This window comes from Arthrobacter gengyunqii (assembly GCF_023022985.1).
GTDB lineage: Bacteria > Actinomycetota > Actinomycetes > Actinomycetales > Micrococcaceae > Arthrobacter_B > Arthrobacter_B gengyunqii.
On the sequence record NZ_CP095461.1, the window covers coordinates 3,068,849 to 3,085,020 of the forward strand.

Consider the following 16,172-nt stretch of genomic DNA (forward strand, 5'->3'; position numbering starts at 1 on the left):
ATGCCACACCGCCCGGTCCCCTTTCCACGGCGCGGCCGTCACAGGTGCGTGCAACGATGGAGTTATGTCCCTCTCCGTGCCGGTCTCACTCGCGTCGGGAACCGGAGCTGCCTCCGGCGCCGCTCCCGGAGCCGGGGCGGTTTCCGTCCTCTGGGAGTCGGACCGTCCGTATCGTCTGGACCTGTCGCTGGGAGTCCTCGCCCATGGCAGGAAGGATCCGTCCGTGCGGATCGGCCCCGGTGTTGCCTGGCTGGCGTTTTCGACGCCGGAGGGCAACGCCACCCTTGCCCTGACCGAGCAGCCCGCCCCGGCCCCGGGTGCCCGTGTGCTGGCCCGGGCCTGGGGCCCCGGAGCGGAGTTCGCGCTGGCGGGCGTTCCGGCGCTGCTCGGGGACTCCGATGACTGGAGCGCCTTCGACCAGCCCGCTTTCACCGCCACCCTCCCCGCCGCACTGGCGGAAACCCGGCGGCGGAACCCCGGGCTGCGGCTGCCCAGCACGGGCCGGATGCTGGACAGCATTGTTCCCGTCATCCTGGAGCAGAAGGTCACGGCCATGGAGGCCTACTACGCGTGGCGGTACCTGGTGACCAAATACGGGGCCGACGCTCCCGGACCGGCGCCGGCCGGTTTGAAAGTTCCGCCAAGCGCCGAAGCCTGGCGCCGGGTTCCCAGCTGGGAGTGGCACCGTGCCCGGGTGGATTTCCACCGGTCGGGCACCATCCTCCGGGCCTGCGGGGCGGCCTCGGCGTTGGAACGGCTGTCCGAGGTTCCGCTCGGCACGGATTTGACGGCGCGGCTGTGCTCGATTCCCGGCATCGGCCCGTGGAGCGCCGCCGAGATTACCCAACGCACGCACGGTGCCCCGGACTCCGTCTCCGTGGGCGATTACCATCTGTCGGCCTTCGTGGGTGAGGCGCTGACCGGGCGCCGGACGGACGACGCCGGGATGCTGGCGCTGCTGGAGCCCTGGCGGGGCCATCGGCAGCGGGTGGTGCGGCTGCTGGTGCTGAGCGGTTTCCGCAAGCAGGCCTTCGGGCCCCGGCTGGCACCGGAGGACCACCGCGGCCGCTAGGGCGCGGAAGGCACGGAGGGTTCCTCGGGGAGCTGCGGAACTTTCGAGACCGAGCCCAAATGCTCCATCACTTCTTCGCGCATCTGCACTTTCCGGATCTTTCCCGACACCGTCATGGGAAAGCTGCCCCGTACCTGCACAAAACGGGGAATCTTGTAATGGGCCAGCCTGCCCCGGCAAAACTCGGCGATGGACGCGGCATCCGGCTCCGGTGCACCGGGAACCGCGATGATGCAGGCCATCAGTTCCTCACCGTAGCGCTCGTCGGGAATACCGATGACCTGGACATCGGAGATGGACGGATGGGAATAGAGGAACTCTTCGATCTCGCGCGGATAGATGTTCTCTCCCCCGCGGATGACCATGTCCTTGATCCGGCCCTCGATGCTGACGTAGCCCTCCTCATCCATCCGGGCCAGGTCCCCGGTATGCATCCACCCCTCGGCGTCGATCGCCTCCGCGGTCTTGTCCGGTTCATCCCAGTACCCCGCCATCACGCTGTAGCCGCGGGTACACAGCTCACCGATTTCCCCGAACGGCACCGGCTGCCCGGTGCCCGGATCCACCACCTGGTTCTCCAGATGCGGCATGGTCCGTCCCACGGTCCGGGTCCGGCGTTCCAGCGAATCGCCGCGGCGGGTCATGGTGGACACCGGGGAGGTTTCCGTCATTCCGTAGCAAATGGCCACCTCTGACATGTTCATGTCCCGGATAACGCGCTTCATAATTTCCTCGGGGCAGGGAGACCCGGCCATGACGCCGGTGCGCAGCGTGGAGAGGTCATAGCGGTTGAAGTCCTCCAGCCCCAGTTCGGCAATGAACATGGTGGGAACCCCGTAGAGGGAAGTGGCCTGCCGGCTCTGGACGGCTTCGAGCGCCGCGGCGGCATCGAAGGTCCGGGAGGGAATGATGGTGGCGGCCCCGTGGGACAAAGCCGCCAGATTTCCAATGACCATCCCGAAGCAGTGGTAGAACGGCACCGGAAGCACCACGCGGTCCTTGTCGGTGTAGCCGAGGAGCTCACCGATAAAGTATCCGTTGTTCAGGATGTTGGAGTGCGTCAGCGTGGCCCCCTTGGGAAATCCCGTGGTTCCGGAGGTGTACTGAATGTTGATGGGATCCCCGGGCCGAAGGCTGGCCATCCGCTCGGCCACTGCCCCGGCTCCGGCCGGTGCCCCGGAAGCTGCAGCCGCCCGGCGGCCGTCCGCCGAGAGCGCGGCGAACCCGTTGCTGTCCTCCCCTGCCAGGAAAACGAGGTCAAGGGAACCGGCCTGCTGCTGCGCCTCGCGCGCCATGACCTCATAATCGTTGCGGGGATCCCCGGGCGCCGTGAACAACATCCGCATGCCGCTCTGCTTCACGACAAAATCCAGTTCGCTCTGCCGGTATGCCGGGTTCACGGTGACCAGGACGGCTCCTGCCTTCGCCGTCGCATATTGGACGAGGGTCCACTCGGCGCAGTTCGGGGACCAGATTCCCACCCGGTCCCCCGCCCGGATGCCCCGTTCCAGAAGCCCCGCAGCGAGATCATCGACGTCGCGGTTGAACTCCGCGTACGTCCAGGACCGCCCGGTGGGAACATCAATCAGCGCTGCGGCATCCGGAAAGCGGAGGACGTTCCGCTCCAGATTGACCCCGATGGTTTCATCCAGGAGCGGGGTGGGAGAGGGCGAAGAGGCGTAAGAGGGCAAAGCACAGACTCCTTCGGCTGCGGGCAACGGTTGCCCCGAACGCTACCAAGACTTGCGCCGCCTGCGAAGGGTCAACCCGCCGTGCCTCCGGTTCGTGCCGGACCATCAATAGGGGGTGATGGCCAGCCGGTAGATGGATGACGGTTCAGCCCCGAAGCGCTTCAGCACTGCCACCACGGCCTCCTCATGCTCGCTGTCAACGGCAACCTGTGCACGCAGCCGATCCTCGAAATCCATTTTCCGTGTGTCGCCGCGGAAGTTCTGCGTTCGGGTCCTGCCGGAGTACACCGCGGAGTCGGACAGTTCCAATGATCTGGCACCGGCGAGCAGCAGCGCGTCGCGCAGGCCGTCGATGCGGTCGGTGTTCACCACCGCGCTGATCAAATGGTCTGGTACGCTCACGCGGCCCTCGCTCCCGGCGCCGGCAGGGCTGCCTGCTTCGGAACCGGGTTCTGAACCGCGCCCGCTGGTGGTCGGCCGCGACGTGATCCCGCTGAGTGCGTAGGCTGCGGCGCCTTGCTGGACCTCGTCCAGGTCATCCTGTTCCGGGCCGGGTTCGCGCAGTCCCATGGTCCGGCTGATGATCGCGGCGATCACCCAGCTCAGGATGAAGGAGAACAGGACCACGCAGACAATGGCAACCACCTGGTGCCAGAGCAGCAGTCCCCCGCCGCCGTTGAAGAGTCCGTCGTCGCTCGTTGCGTTCACCGAGCTGTCAGCGAAGAATCCCAACAGGAAAGATCCCAGGACACCGCCGATGAAGTGGACGGCGATGACGTCCAGGGCGTCGTCGTAGCGCAGCACGTGCTTGAGCCCCACCGCAAAACAGCAGACACAGCCCGCAATCAGACCGATCAGCAGCGCTCCCCCGGTGCTGACAAAACCGGCGCACGGGGTGATGGTGGCCAGCCCGGCGACGGCCCCGGAGACTGCCCCGACAAGCGTGGAGTGGCCGCTGGTCAGCCGTTCCACAAGCAGCCAGGTCAGCATGGCCGCACCGCCGGCCACGTGCGTGTTGATCAGTGCCTGGGCTGCGATGTCGTTGGCCTGGAGACCGTCACCGGCGTTGAACCCGAACCAGCCGAACCACAGGATGCCGCCGCCCACGAGCATGAGCGGCAGGTTGTTGGGCGAAGTTTTGAGGTTCGGCCAGCCACGGCGTCGGCCCACCACCAGCAGCACGGCGACGGCGGCGGCCCCAGCCGAAGCATGCACCACCATCCCCCCGGCCCAGTCCTGAGCACCCAGCTGTACCAGCCATCCCGAGGGATGCCAGAGCCAGCGGGCCACCTGGGGATAAACGAGAATGGACCACGCCGCCAGGAAGACAGTCCACCCGGCGAACTTCAGCCGTCCCGCCGTCGCCCCGGTCAGCAGCGCCGGGGTAATGATGGCAAACATCATTTGGTAGGCCACAAAGGCGAGCGCGGGGATGGTTACTCCCGCGGCCACGGTGTGGAACTGGGGGGTGTCCACGTCGATGAGGGCAAACGCGTCGAACTCCCCCACCAGAGAGTTTCCGTTGTTGCTGAACGCCAGGGTGTAGCCCACCAGCACCCAAGTGACGGTGATGATGCCCAGCGGAATGATGTTCTGCATCATCATGGTCAGGACGTTGCGGACCGGGACCATGCCTCCGTAGAACAGTGCCAGCCCGGGAACCATGAAAAGCACCAGTCCTGCGCAGATGAGCACCCAGGCGGTATCCGCGCCGTTCACGGCCGGCCGTCCTGGAGGAAGATTCCGGGGACCCGTTTTTCCCGAAATATGGGTCGACGCTGGAGGGTGAATCGAGCAGCAAGCTTGTAAGTGGACATGACATCCCCGTTTCCGGCTCTGCGGCAGGTGAATGATGCGTCCCGGCGCCGCGGACACAGCGGGCCACCGGAGCTACGAGCTTACTTCCGCAGCTAAACCGAGAAGAAGACAACAGGCCTTCACACGCGTTCAAAGGGCCGAAACCGTTTCCGGTTCCGGCCCTTTGACCCTCCGCCCGCACTGGGTCAGGAGTGGTGGCTGCCCACCATGCCGTGCGGGTCGATGACGTACTTGCGCGCCACCCCGGAGTCGAAGTCACGGTAGGACTCCGCAGCCTGGTCCAGGCTGATCGTCGTGGCGTTGACTGCCTTGGCGATCTGGACCTTGTCATGCAGGATGGCCATCATCAGGTCCCGGTTGTACTTCATCACCGGACACTGTCCCGTCGTGAAGGACAGTGACTTCGCCCAGCCCGTCCCCAGGCTCAGGGACAGCGAGCCCACTTTGGCGGCCTCGTCCACGCCGCCCGGATCTCCGGTGACGTACAGCCCGGGAATACCCAAGGCACCGCCGGCTGCCGTGATGTCCATGAGGGAGTTCAGCACGGTTGCCGGAGCCTCCGTGGACGAGCCATGGCCATGGCCGCGGGCTTCAAACCCCACGGCATCCACCGCACAGTCCACCTCGGGAACCCCGAGCAGCTGCTCAATCTGGTCCTTGGGGTCTCCCTTTGACACGTCCACCGTCTCGCAGCCGAAGCTGCGGGCCTGGGCCAGGCGTTCCTCGTTGAGGTCAGCGACAATGACGACGGCGGCGCCCAGCAGCTGTGCTCCGGCGGCGGCAGCGAGTCCCACCGGCCCGGCACCGGCGATGTAGACAGTGGATCCCACATGCACCCCCGCGGTGACCGCTCCGTGGTAACCCGTAGGAAAAATGTCCGAAAGCATGGTCAGGTCCAGGATCTTCTCCATCGCCTGGTCCTTGTCCGGAAAACGCAGCAGGTTCCAGTCAGCGTACGGAACCAGCACATATTCGGCCTGGCCACCCACCCAGCCGCCCATGTCCACGTACCCGTAGGCGCTGCCGGGGCGGTCCGGGTTAACGTTCAGGCAGATGCCCGTCTTCCGCTCCTTGCAGTTCTTGCAGCGGCCGCAGGAAATGTTGAACGGTACGGACACCAGGTCTCCCACGGAATGGAATTCCACGTCCGGTCCAATTTCCACAATTTCCCCGGTGATTTCATGTCCCAAGATCAGGTTGGGCGGGGCGGTGGTGCGGCCGCGGACCATGTGCTGGTCAGACCCGCAGATATTGGACGTCACCACCTTGAGGATGGCCCCGTGGGGCACTTTGCGTCCCACATTGGCCGGATTGACGCCGGGGCCGTCCCGGAGTTCGAAGGTTGGATAGTCGATGTCCTGCACTTCCACGACACCGGGTTCCAAATAGGCAACTCCACGGTTTGAGCTCATAGGTTTTTCGCCTCGCCTTATCGTCGTTGACACGGATCCGGGCTTCGCCGTCGTACGCCGTAGTACCGAACGGGCGCAGCCGCGGGGATGTCCGACCCTAGCTCTGGAGAGCGGCCGGCGCCAGAGTAACCGCGTCCCGCAGCGCAGGCTCGGGCTGCCGAAAGCACCGTTTAACGCACACTGCGGAGGTTCCCGTGGGGGAACCTCCGCAGTGGAAGTCTGTGCCGCGAACCTGGGCGGCGGAAGAGGTAGGGCTAGTTGGCCTGTCCGTCGGAACCGGCGGCTGCCTGCCCGCTTTCCTGTGCCGCGATCTGCTCGTGGACGGCCTTCATGTCCAGTCCCTTAACCGCATCCACCAGTTCGCTGAACTGGGAGGCGTTGAGGGCGCCGGGCTGGGAGAAGACCAGGACCTTTTCGCGGAAAGCCATCAGCGTGGGGATGGAAGTGATGCCGGCAGCGGCCGCCAGGCCCTGCTCTTTTTCGGTGTCCACCTTCGCGAAGGTGATGTCGTCATGCTTCTGGGAGACGGCATCGTACACCGGCGCGAACTGCTTGCACGGGCCGCACCAGTCCGCCCAGAAGTCCACGAACACAATGTCGTTTTCCTCAATGGTCTCGGGGAACGTTGCCTCGGTGATGTCGATAGTTGCCATCCCACAACGCTATCTGCCCGGTGTGGAGATGTCTCTAGCTGTTCGCTCTGCGGTGAAGGCGGCCGCGCCCCGACCGGTCTCAGGGCAAGAAAAAACCCGCTCCGTCCAGTTTCCTGGTGGAGCGGGCTCTTCCTGTTCGGTGGCAGATACTGGATTCGAACCAGTGAAGGCGTTGCCAGCTGATTTACAGTCAGCCCCCTTTGGCCGCTCGGGTAATCTGCCGAACATCTTCGTGATGAAGACTGCCGCAAGCGACTGCGGCTCAAACAACTTTACAGAACTTTTGCCCAAGATACGAATCGGCGCCGTGAATTGATCCCGGCCCCGGTCGAACAGCCGCCAGGGCTAGAGTCCGCGGGCAATGCGCGACTGCATTTGGGCGTAAAAACCATCAGCCTGCGCCTGCGTCACGGAGCCCCAGGCGACAGCGTTGGCCAGGTCCTCCCGGATGCCCAGCAGACGCCGCTCAGGCGTAGTCCGGGGAGCAGCCCCGGAATCCTCTGCGCCGGCTGCGGCGGTGTCCAGTCCTTGAAGCGGCGCCAGGAAGGAGCGCAGCTCCGATGCCTGCGCCGGGCCCGCCGCAGCCCCCACGCCCGTGATGGAAACCGCGGCCAGAACGGATCCTGCCGCAGCGGTGCGGAGTTTGCTCATGGAGGTACGGCGGTGGCGGATTTCTGCCGGAGGGTTTGCTGTGTTGCTCACCCCAATACTGTCGCCCGGCAAGATGGGACCATTCCCGGTGTTGGCTGGGTGCAGCCTGTGAGGGCTGCCACGGATGCCCGGACCTACTAGGCTGGATGCAGGAGAAATAACTACGGCAAGGAGCGCCCATGGCCAGCGAGTCATCATTTGATGTTGTAAGCAAGATCGACAAACAGGAAGTTGCCAACGCCCTGAACCAGGCGCAGAAGGAACTGTCCCAGCGGTACGACTTCAAGGGCGTAGGCGCCGAGGTGGATTTCAGCGGGGAGAAAATCCTCATGAAGGCCAACTCGGAGGAGCGGGTCATGGCGGTCCTGGACGTTCTGCAGTCCAAGCTGGTCCGTCGCGGCATTTCCCTGAAGTCCCTGGACGCCGGCGAGCCGTTCGCTTCGGGCAAGGAGTACCGGATTGAAGCCTCCATGAAGGAAGGCATCGCCCAGGACCAGGCCAAGAAGATCAACAAGATCATCCGCGATGAAGGCCCCAAGGGCGTGAACTCCCGGATCCAGGGCGACGAGCTGCGCGTGACGTCCAAGTCCCGCGACGACCTGCAGGCGACGATGGCACTGCTCAAGGGTGCCGACGTGGACGTGGACCTGCAGTTCATCAACTTCCGCTAGGTCACATACATATGGCCTAGTCAGACCGGAATCAGTTGTACTGAGTCCGCACTGAGTCCGCAGGATTATCGAGGACCGCAGCCATCAGACCATCGGCTGCGGTCCTCGTCTTGTCCTCAGCAGTCGGCCAGAGGTGGCTGTAAGTGTTCAGCGTGATCGTTGCCTGGGCATGACCCAGCGCCCGCTGCACGGTCACGACGGCGCAGCCAGAGGCGATCAGAGCAGAGGCGTAGAAGTGCCGGAGGCCATGCAGCGTGAAGTCATCAAGCCCGCAGGCTGCCCGGGCCTCGCGCCAGTAATAGCCGGCCATCCCCCGGTTCCACAGATGCCCACCAGTGGAGAACAGCCACGCCTCGTCACCATGGACGCCGACCTGCTCCACGTGGCGGGCGATCATTTCCGTGAGGCGGGCCGGGATGTATACGACGCGCTCAGAGCCATGCTTGGGCCCTACGACTTCCGCGTTCTTCCGGTTCTCACCCTGCACCTGCCTATTGATCGTAAGGGTACGGCGAAGGAAGTCGACATCCCCCACCTGCAGGCCGGACGCCTCACCGAGCCTGAGGCCCGCAAATGCGCAGACTCCGATATAGGCCTCGAACCACTCCGGTGCCGCCGCCAGAGCGGCCGCCACCTGCGCTGTCGTCGGGATGGTCATGGCCGCTTCGCTGCGGCGCTCCCTGGGTAGCTCGATGTTGTCGGAGGGATCCAGAGGGATGACCCGATCCGCCACTGCGGCCTTGAAAGCCGAGCGCACGATGTTATAGCGGACCTTCACCGTCGAGGGAGCCAGACCCGTCTGCCGCGTCTCCGCCGGCAGCGTCATGGTCTTGACCCATGACTGCAGGTGCGACGGCATGATCCGCTTCATTTGAACGTCGGCAAATGTCGTTGACTGCAGCGCTTGGGCAGCCGAGATCTTGGTTCCACGGGCCCATATCTGCCGCTCTTCCCACTGCGTGAACCATTGGGCGAACGTGATGGTTCCAGCGCGAGGGTCCACATAGGTGCCGTTGGTGACGGACGTCGTCACCTCGTTGAGCCACCTCTGCGCGTCGATCTTCCGCGGGAAGTGCCGGGCGTGTTCCTTGCCGGCGTCATCCCGGTATCGAGCTCGCCAGGAGCCGTTATCTCTCTTCTGGCGAAGGCTCAACCTTGGAAGGTTGAGCCTTCGTCTACACATGCAGGGGCACCTGAGCTACTAGTCAGATGGTGATACTTCACTAGCCTCGTCAGAGTCCGTCTCTTCGCCTTCATCCTTGAATGCGGAGACTTCAGCGTCCGGAGCTGCGGACGGGAGGTCCAACTCGATTCGCAGCATGCCCATAAGCGTGCGCGCATGCATTCGAACCACATCGTATAGGGTCTCCAGGGCCAGCGAGCTTCCTACAATGTTCGCTAATTCCTCGTCCCGTGCAGCTAAGGCGCTCCGGCTAGAAGCGACGAACACGGAGCCGGCCGTGATGGTCAGTTCCGCATCTTCATCACTCACATAGAGCGTGGCCACCACGAGTCGTGATCGGTTTTTCGGCTCCTCTTCATACGTGGCGTGCCACATGATGTGGTAATCGTCCGGTGCCGGCCGCCTCGTAGCCGTGACATCGAATATCTTTGGGTCCGCGAGTGAGAAGCGCAGATCCGGCCCCTTCATCGAAGCGCCACAAAGGAGGGTCGGCCAAACTGAGCACGAACCGTGCGGTGGAAGGCGCCCATATTTGGGGTAGCAGCATCGTGACGAGATCTTTCATCGGCTCCGGGCCGCGTCCGCTCGACCATCTCAAATACAACGTCCTGCCGATCCTCCGGCTTGTAGACGGTGTGTCGGACATGGGCTCGGATGGCGAGGGCATACCGGCGTATCGCTGAGAGTCTAGGGTCGGAATCGTACCGTTCGAAAGCGGCCACACTCGGCCTGCTGATCTGCAACCGATCTGCTACTTCTTGTTGTGTCATTGTCTCGCGACGGATCTGTACCAGATCGGCCAGCAGATCGTCATCCTCCCGTAGGAGTTCTCGTGCAAGCCGCTGGACAGGGTCATCCGTCTTAATCCCGAGAAGATCATCGAGATCCATCGTTCCCCCTAATTTGTCAGTCTCTGACTACATTTTTGACTATAAAAGACAGTACATCACTTCACTCGGGCTTGAGTCCATGCCAGGTAACGCTCGCCCGCCTCGTCGATGTGTGTGTCTTGGACCTCCAACCCAAGCTCCGTTGCGGGGGCCTTGCCGAACTTGAGTCCCAGGAGCAGCCTCATCTCCACCGTTGGCTCAGCGAAATATAAGCGAAACTTGTGCCCTACGCCGTCAGGACCGAATGCCCGATGCCCTAGGCGAAGCTCGAGCATGTCGGGCTCCCTGAAGATTTCCCTCACATCCTCACTTTCCCCGAAACGTAATGTTCCTTCCGCAGCCTTTGACAAGCCGAGACGAAGCTCTTCCTTGAGCATCACGTTCTCCACAGACGTCTCAGGGGTCGTCAGTGCAAAGATCTCTAGCGAACAAACGGCGCTCCCTTCAGCATCCCGGTACAGCTGCCAGTAACCACCGTCTCGTGTTGCTCGGCATCCTCGATAATGCCCCTGCATCGACCTGCCACTCAATACGTTCCCCAACTTCATGAATTCACGACATAGTCATGTGGTACCGGGCTAATCAGACAAGAGCATCGTACACATATAGTCAAGAAGGGCCCGCCGACGGGCCTTCCTTCACCTGCCGCGGCCCAGCGGACCGGTTCTCCGCGCCGTTTGTGCCAGGGGATGAACGGATAGTCAAGCTTCCGACGCAGGCGCTTGGCGTCCCGCTCCCTGCCCGCCTTTTCCAAGACCGTGAGAGCCTCATTCATGAGGCCGGCTAGGCGGGCGTTATCGCCGCGGAGGTAGAGTATTTCGTCCCATTTTCCGAGCGCTTCCTCTCCGCACCACTGTCGGATTTGGTTGAGGTAGCGCCGCCGCTCTTCATCGAATTCTCTCGACTGATCCAGGCCAAGAGGTTGGGGGAAGCCATCAAGGGCGGTCAGCTGACGGAACTGAGAGTCTGACTCGGCCAGCTCGACTGCGTCACGCTCTACGTACTCGAGGAGGACCTGCGGGACGGCACGCGCTTGGATCTGAGCTACTGAGCGCATTGCCGGCCATGGGAGGTATGAGACCCCGCCCTCTTCAAAAGCACCCGGGCTGTGCGGATCTGGAAGAGGGACCTGTACCAGCTGCTCGAGCGCCGACCGATCATGGACACCCAGGAGCCCGTAGCTGTAAGGACCTGCAATGGCAGCGTCGATGGATTCGTCAAGAATGATCTGGGCGGCGGTGAGTTCACTGTCAGAGATGGGCTTCCCCCAATTCCGCGCCGCCTCCCATAGGCGCTCGTGCTCCAGGAGAGCTTCCCCCTGATCCCAGGAGACCTTGAGCATGCGCCGGAAAACCCACTCGGCTTGACCCTCGAACTCGCCATCCTCGAACTGGATCCTCACGCGAGAATTACCGCTCTGGGAGGTCACCTTCAAAATCGTGACCTCTTGGAGTGGGCCCCCTTCGCCTGCCTGTAGGCCCACCGTTCACCCTCAGCTATTGGAAGCATCGCCATTCCGGCATCCTACCCGCGGCCCCTGTCTGGGTGGCCCTCATCAGTAATGAGGGACGACACTCTTCAAGGGTGTCGGTAACACCGACACCCTTGAGAGCTACCAATTGGCGCCTGCACCTTTGTCCTCTAACTCCACCGGGGCGCCGGGTCCAGCCCGCGTGTATAGACCTCAGCAAGTCTCCAGACGGAGCCGGAGGTGTATGTCGTAGGAGATTCATCACGACCTGCTCTATCTTGGCATGATGGGCAAACGAATGATGGTGACTGGTGGCTGATATTTATCTCTACGCCGATGAAACGGGCAACCTTGACTACGCAGGTCAAGGCAAGAACGGCGCCTCAACTTATTTCGGCTTCGGTACGGCGGTTTTTACGGGGAACCATGGGGACGCACTTTTTGGCGGGATGAACCTGCGGGCGCAGCTTTCCGCTGATGGCTTGCATCTGCCAGAGGGGTTTCACGCGGTGAACGACAAAATCGCTACGAAAAACCGCGTCTTCCAGCTCATACGGGAGCAGGCTCCTCGCTTCGACAGCACCTTTCTGTACAAAGCAGGGGCTTACTCGAGCGTCCGAAGCAAGGGCGAAATGTATCTGTACAAGATGGCTTGGTTCCTGCATTTCAAAGAGATAGCCAAGCAAGTTTCAACACCCGACGATACGCTCTACGTCATCGCAGGGACATTTGGAACCGCAGCCCGCCAGACAGCTGCCAAAGTGGCACTGGAGGATGTGTGCAACCAAATAGACCGCAACATCGTCCTTTGCGTGTGGAAGTCGTCGTCATCTTGGGGACTGCAGGTCGCAGACTATGGCCTTTGGGCCATTCAGAGGGAGTTGGAGAACAAGACCTGCACGTGGCTTAGCCCCTGCGTACAGCCGACTTTGTCTACTCAGTTCCACCCGTGGGGGAGGGCACCACGGGCAGTTGAGTGAAGCTGGGGCCAGCTATCCGGTTGGAAGACTTCCCTGGGATGTCTTATCGCTGGCAGTACCAATACACCTTAGTTGGGTGTCTGCTGTCAAGACGACTTGATAAAAACGTTTCGCTGGGTGAAGTGCCTATGAGGTCGCTACTGCCGACGCCATGGGGTCGGTAGCGCCGACACCCTCAGTGCCGCCCCTGTGTCAGCGGAAGGGTGTCATTAGTAGTGACCCCCTGCTGGGGTACTCGCTCAGTGAGTACCCCAGCAGATGCAAAGGGTGTCCACACTATGTACGTCCTCACTCCGCCTCAGTGCCACTGGCCGGCATTCAGCGTCAGCCAAATCTTATGCCTGCCAGTCCGCAGAAAGTCCGCAAGAAGTCCACGAAGGGACCAATTTAGACGGACACCGGCAACCACCAAAAGCCCAAACCTCACGGCAGAATGACGCAGACAGTCCCCCACAACAAAGGGCTAGAGGTTCATCAACTTCCGCTAGGCCTTCCGCCTGGCCCACATCCGCGGTTCAGCCGGTATCTGACAGCCGGTGAGCGAAGGTATGACGACGGCGCCGCTCCCCTTCCGGGGTGCGGCGCCGTCGCTGTCTGCGGGGATCCCCGCACCCCCGGATCACGCCTAGAGCTTGACGTCCTCCCCGGAGGGACCGTCCTCGCCGTAGTCGCGCAGTGCGCGGCCGCCCACCGCCCCGCCCATCCAGGTGAGCAGGTTCCACGAACCTTGCGTGCCGTGACCGGGGGCATCGGCATCGGCATCGGCCGATTCCATTACCGCAACCCCGGTATTGCTCAGCGCGTTCTCCACGATGAAGTCAGGCTCCAAGTTTTTGGCCCGGGCCGTGCACCACGCGCGGATCATGGCGCCGTGGCTGACCACCACAGGGTTTTTCAGCCCTGCTGCGTGCAATTCGTCGATCACGGAATCAAACCGCGCAAACGTTTCGTGGCCGTCCGGCCCACCCGGCATGTGCACGCCCAAGTCCCCCTTGACCCAGCGGTAAACAGTTTTGAGGTAGGCAATGATGGCGTCGCGGTCATTGCGCATTTCCAGACTGCCCGCTGAGATTTCGCGCAGCCCGTCGCGAATGCTGACCGGAAGACCCAGTGCGGCCGCCAGGGGCGCGGCGGTTAACTGGGTGCGGACCAGGTTGGAGGCAAAGATGCCGTCGATGGGCTCATGGCCCAGGATTTCCGGCAACGCTGCTGCCTGGGCAAGGCCCAGCTCCGTCAACCCCGGGCCAGGGACATCAGTGTCGAGGAAATGGTGCTCGTTGGAGGGAGTCTGGCCGTGGCGGACAAGAATGAGTCGCATGGCTCCGAGCCTACCTTTCGTCCGCCGGCCGGCATTGGCGCCGGCCGGCGGAGAGAGCAGCGGTCAGGATCCGAGCGGACGTCCGGCCATGTTTTCCAGCCGGCGGATGCGGTCGGCCATGGGCGGGTGGGTGGCCAGCAGCCCGCGGACGCCGTTCCGGAAGGGGTTGGCGATCATCAGATGCGAGGTGTTCACCAGCCGCTGGTCGTTGTTCGGCAGCGGTGCACGCTGGGTTCCGCTTTCGAGCTTGCGCAGGGCGGAGGCGAGCGCCAGCGGATCGTCGGTGAGCTTGGCGCCGTCTTCGTCGGCGTCGTATTCCCTCGTCCGGCCAATCGCCATCTGGATCAGCGACGCGGCGAACGGGGCCAGAATAGCCATCGCGATCATGGCCAGCGGGTTGGCGTTGCGGCGGTCACCGCCGCCGAAGAACAGCAGGAACTGCCCCAGAGAGGTGATGACGCCGGCGATGGCGGCCGCCACCGAGGATGTCAGGATGTCCCGGTTGTAGACGTGCATGAGCTCGTGGCCCAGGACGCCGCGGAGTTCGCGCTCGTCGAGCAGCGTCAAAATGCCCTCGGTGCAGCAGACAGCCGCATGCTGCGGGTTGCGGCCGGTGGCAAACGCGTTGGGTGCCATGGTGGGTGAAATGTAGAGCTTGGGCATCGGCTGTCCGGCGCGGGCCGAGAGCTCCCGCACGATGCGGTACATAGCCGGAGCCTGCTGTTCGGTGACCGGCACCGCCCGCATGGCGCGGATAGCCAGCTTGTCGCTGTTCCAGTAGCTGTACGCGGTGGTGGCCAGCCCGATGAACAGGAAGATCCAGATGAACGAGGAGCTGCCGGTTCCGCTGGAAAGCAGGGCGCCAATGCCCAGCAGCACGGCGAAGAGCACACCGAACAACGCGGCGGTCTTCAGTCCGTTGAAGTGTTGATGCACTTAGGTGGTCCTTTCGTCTGTGGATTCACCGGTATCAACGTTTCACGGGGCGCGTCTGTTCCGCTAGGGCTCCCTGTTACGGCTCGGGGTGCCGGGCGTCATACCGGGCGAAACGCGGCTGGCTCCGGGCCAGCACTCCCACCAGGACCACGCAGACCAGACCGCCGATAACCGCGGCCCATCCTTCACCCAGGAAGGAGGCATCGACGCCGGCCACCAGGTCACCCAGGCGCGGCCCTCCGGCCACCACCACCACGAACACGCCCTGCAGCCGCCCGCGCATGGCGTCCGGCGTCGCGGACTGCAGGATGGTGGAGCGGAAGACTCCGCTGACTGAGTCGGCAATGCCCGCGCAGGCCATGGCGACGGCGGCCGGGATGAGCCACACGGTGGGCTCGGCGCCGTCGTTCCGTCCGGCCATCACCACCACCACACCGAACGCGGACACGGACAGACCCCACGCCACCACGGACCAAAGCACCGCCAGCCCCTGCCTGCGCACCGCGCCGAGCGGCCCGGAAAAGAGTCCGGCAAGGAAAGCACCCACGGCGGTGGCCGCCAGCAGCACCCCCACCGTTGTGGCTCCCCCGCCCAGCAGCACGGCTCCGATGGCGGGCAGCAGCGCCCGTGGCTGGGCCATGACCATGGCGGCAAGGTCCACCAGGAAGGTCATGCGGATGTTGGGCCGGGTGGCCAGGAAACGGAAGCCCTCCAGCACCGATTTCAGCCCGGCCTTTTGCACCTCGCCGATGGGCGGCATCGGATCCAGCCGGTACACCGCCCACATCGCCGCGGTGAAGGTAACGACGTCGATGGTGTAGGTCCAGCCGTAGCCCACCCGGGCAACCAGGACACCGGCCAACAAGGGGCCGATGGTCATGGCCAGGCCGAAGGTGATCATGCTCAGGGCGTTGGCGGCCGGCAGCAGTTCGGGCCGCACAAGCCGCGGAATGATGGCGCTGCGTGCCGGATGGTTCAAGCCGCCGGCCCCCGCATTGACCGCCACCAGGGCGTACAGCAGCCAAATGTTGCCCAGTCCCGCCCAGGCTTGGGCGGCAATGCCGATAGTGGACAGCCACAGCAGGACGGAGGAGAAAAGGGCTACTTTCCGGCGGTCGTACGCGTCCACCACGGAACCTCCGTAGAGACCGGCCAGCACCAGCGGAACCAGACCCACCAACCCGAGCAGACCCACGTAGAAACTCGACTCCGTCAGGGAGTAGACCTCCAGGCTGACGGCGACCAGCGTCAGCTGGGTGCCGACGGCGGAAAGCGCCGTGCCGGTCCAGAGCCGGCGGAAATCCGGACTTTCACGCAGCGGGGTCAGGTCGGCGAGGAGTTTTGGCACCCGAGCAGTCTAAGCCGGACTTCCCGGCTCCTCTCACAGGCGCCTCCGGCGGGTTTCCGGCACCGATAGACAGCACCC

General features: G+C 63.6%; 15 protein-coding genes and 1 tRNA gene. 3 read left to right on the plus strand and 13 right to left on the minus strand.

The genetic code is table 11. The features are described 5' to 3' along the window. Positions 1–64 precede the first annotated feature (64 nt). On the plus strand, positions 65–1,072 hold the full coding sequence (locus tag MUG94_RS14100) for a DNA-3-methyladenine glycosylase family protein (protein WP_227906701.1): 1,008 nt from the start codon (positions 65–67) through the stop codon (positions 1,070–1,072). On the opposite strand, the gene MUG94_RS14105 is transcribed toward MUG94_RS14100, so the two are convergent. The 6 genes from MUG94_RS14105 to MUG94_RS14130 form a co-directional block, all read right to left on the minus strand. Then, positions 1,069–2,763: an AMP-binding protein gene (locus MUG94_RS14105; protein ID WP_227906702.1), complete on the minus strand. Its 1,695-nt coding sequence runs from the start codon at positions 2,761–2,763 to the stop codon at positions 1,069–1,071. The genes MUG94_RS14100 and MUG94_RS14105 overlap by 4 nt on opposite strands. 105 nt (positions 2,764–2,868) lie before the next feature. Then, complete coding sequence (gene amt, locus MUG94_RS14110) at positions 2,869–4,482, minus strand: ammonium transporter (protein WP_227906705.1); 1,614 nt, start codon at positions 4,480–4,482, stop codon at positions 2,869–2,871. A 284-nt stretch (positions 4,483–4,766) separates the two neighbouring features. After that, a complete protein-coding gene (fdhA, locus tag MUG94_RS14115) occupies positions 4,767–5,993 on the minus strand; it encodes a formaldehyde dehydrogenase, glutathione-independent (RefSeq protein WP_227890357.1) in 1,227 nt (408 codons plus the stop codon). Between the two features lie 254 nt (positions 5,994–6,247). After that, positions 6,248–6,646 (minus strand): thioredoxin, encoded by a 399-nt coding sequence (trxA, locus tag MUG94_RS14120; protein ID WP_104052859.1) that lies wholly within the window; start codon positions 6,644–6,646, stop codon positions 6,248–6,250. A gap of 140 nt (positions 6,647–6,786) precedes the next feature. Next, positions 6,787–6,868 (minus strand) — tRNA-Tyr (locus tag MUG94_RS14125). Between the two features lie 123 nt (positions 6,869–6,991). Next, positions 6,992–7,348, minus strand: a complete 357-nt coding sequence (locus MUG94_RS14130; protein ID WP_227906711.1) for a hypothetical protein — start codon at positions 7,346–7,348, stop codon at positions 6,992–6,994. A gap of 128 nt (positions 7,349–7,476) precedes the next feature. Here MUG94_RS14130 and MUG94_RS14135 point away from each other — a divergent pair, with 128 nt between their 5' ends. Beyond that, complete coding sequence (locus MUG94_RS14135) at positions 7,477–7,968, plus strand: YajQ family cyclic di-GMP-binding protein (protein WP_104101679.1); 492 nt, start codon at positions 7,477–7,479, stop codon at positions 7,966–7,968. A gap of 31 nt (positions 7,969–7,999) precedes the next feature. Here the strand turns inward: MUG94_RS14135 and MUG94_RS14140 are convergent, their stop codons facing one another. The 4 genes from MUG94_RS14140 to MUG94_RS14155 form a co-directional block, all read right to left on the minus strand. Then, positions 8,000–9,121, minus strand: coding sequence for a tyrosine-type recombinase/integrase (locus MUG94_RS14140; RefSeq protein ID WP_227906712.1), 1,122 nt, complete (start codon positions 9,119–9,121; stop codon positions 8,000–8,002). 48 nt (positions 9,122–9,169) lie between these two features. Continuing rightward, entirely contained in the window at positions 9,170–9,619 is a 450-nt protein-coding gene (locus tag MUG94_RS14145; RefSeq protein ID WP_227906715.1) for a hypothetical protein, read from the minus strand. Next, positions 9,616–10,041, minus strand: a complete 426-nt coding sequence (locus MUG94_RS14150) for a helix-turn-helix domain-containing protein (protein WP_227906717.1) — start codon at positions 10,039–10,041, stop codon at positions 9,616–9,618. The genes MUG94_RS14145 and MUG94_RS14150 overlap by 4 nt, the downstream gene beginning before the upstream one ends. A gap of 544 nt (positions 10,042–10,585) precedes the next feature. Next, positions 10,586–11,443, minus strand: coding sequence for a hypothetical protein (locus MUG94_RS14155; protein ID WP_227906719.1), 858 nt, complete (start codon positions 11,441–11,443; stop codon positions 10,586–10,588). 380 nt (positions 11,444–11,823) lie between these two features. Between MUG94_RS14155 and MUG94_RS14160 the strand changes: the two genes are divergently transcribed. Next, complete coding sequence (locus tag MUG94_RS14160; protein WP_227906721.1) at positions 11,824–12,492, plus strand: DUF3800 domain-containing protein; 669 nt, start codon at positions 11,824–11,826, stop codon at positions 12,490–12,492. A gap of 625 nt (positions 12,493–13,117) precedes the next feature. Here MUG94_RS14160 and MUG94_RS14165 read toward each other — a convergent pair. From MUG94_RS14165 to MUG94_RS14175, 3 genes are all read right to left on the minus strand, one after another. Beyond that, a complete protein-coding gene (locus MUG94_RS14165) occupies positions 13,118–13,810 on the minus strand; it encodes a histidine phosphatase family protein (RefSeq protein ID WP_227906723.1) in 693 nt (230 codons plus the stop codon). 63 nt (positions 13,811–13,873) lie between these two features. Further along, positions 13,874–14,746 carry a zinc metalloprotease HtpX gene (htpX, locus tag MUG94_RS14170; RefSeq protein WP_104101682.1) on the minus strand — a complete coding sequence of 291 codons (873 nt, stop codon included), beginning with the start codon at positions 14,744–14,746 and terminating at the stop codon, positions 13,874–13,876. Between the two features lie 76 nt (positions 14,747–14,822). After that, positions 14,823–16,094, minus strand: coding sequence for an MFS transporter (locus MUG94_RS14175; protein ID WP_227906724.1), 1,272 nt, complete (start codon positions 16,092–16,094; stop codon positions 14,823–14,825). Positions 16,095–16,172 lie beyond the last annotated feature (78 nt).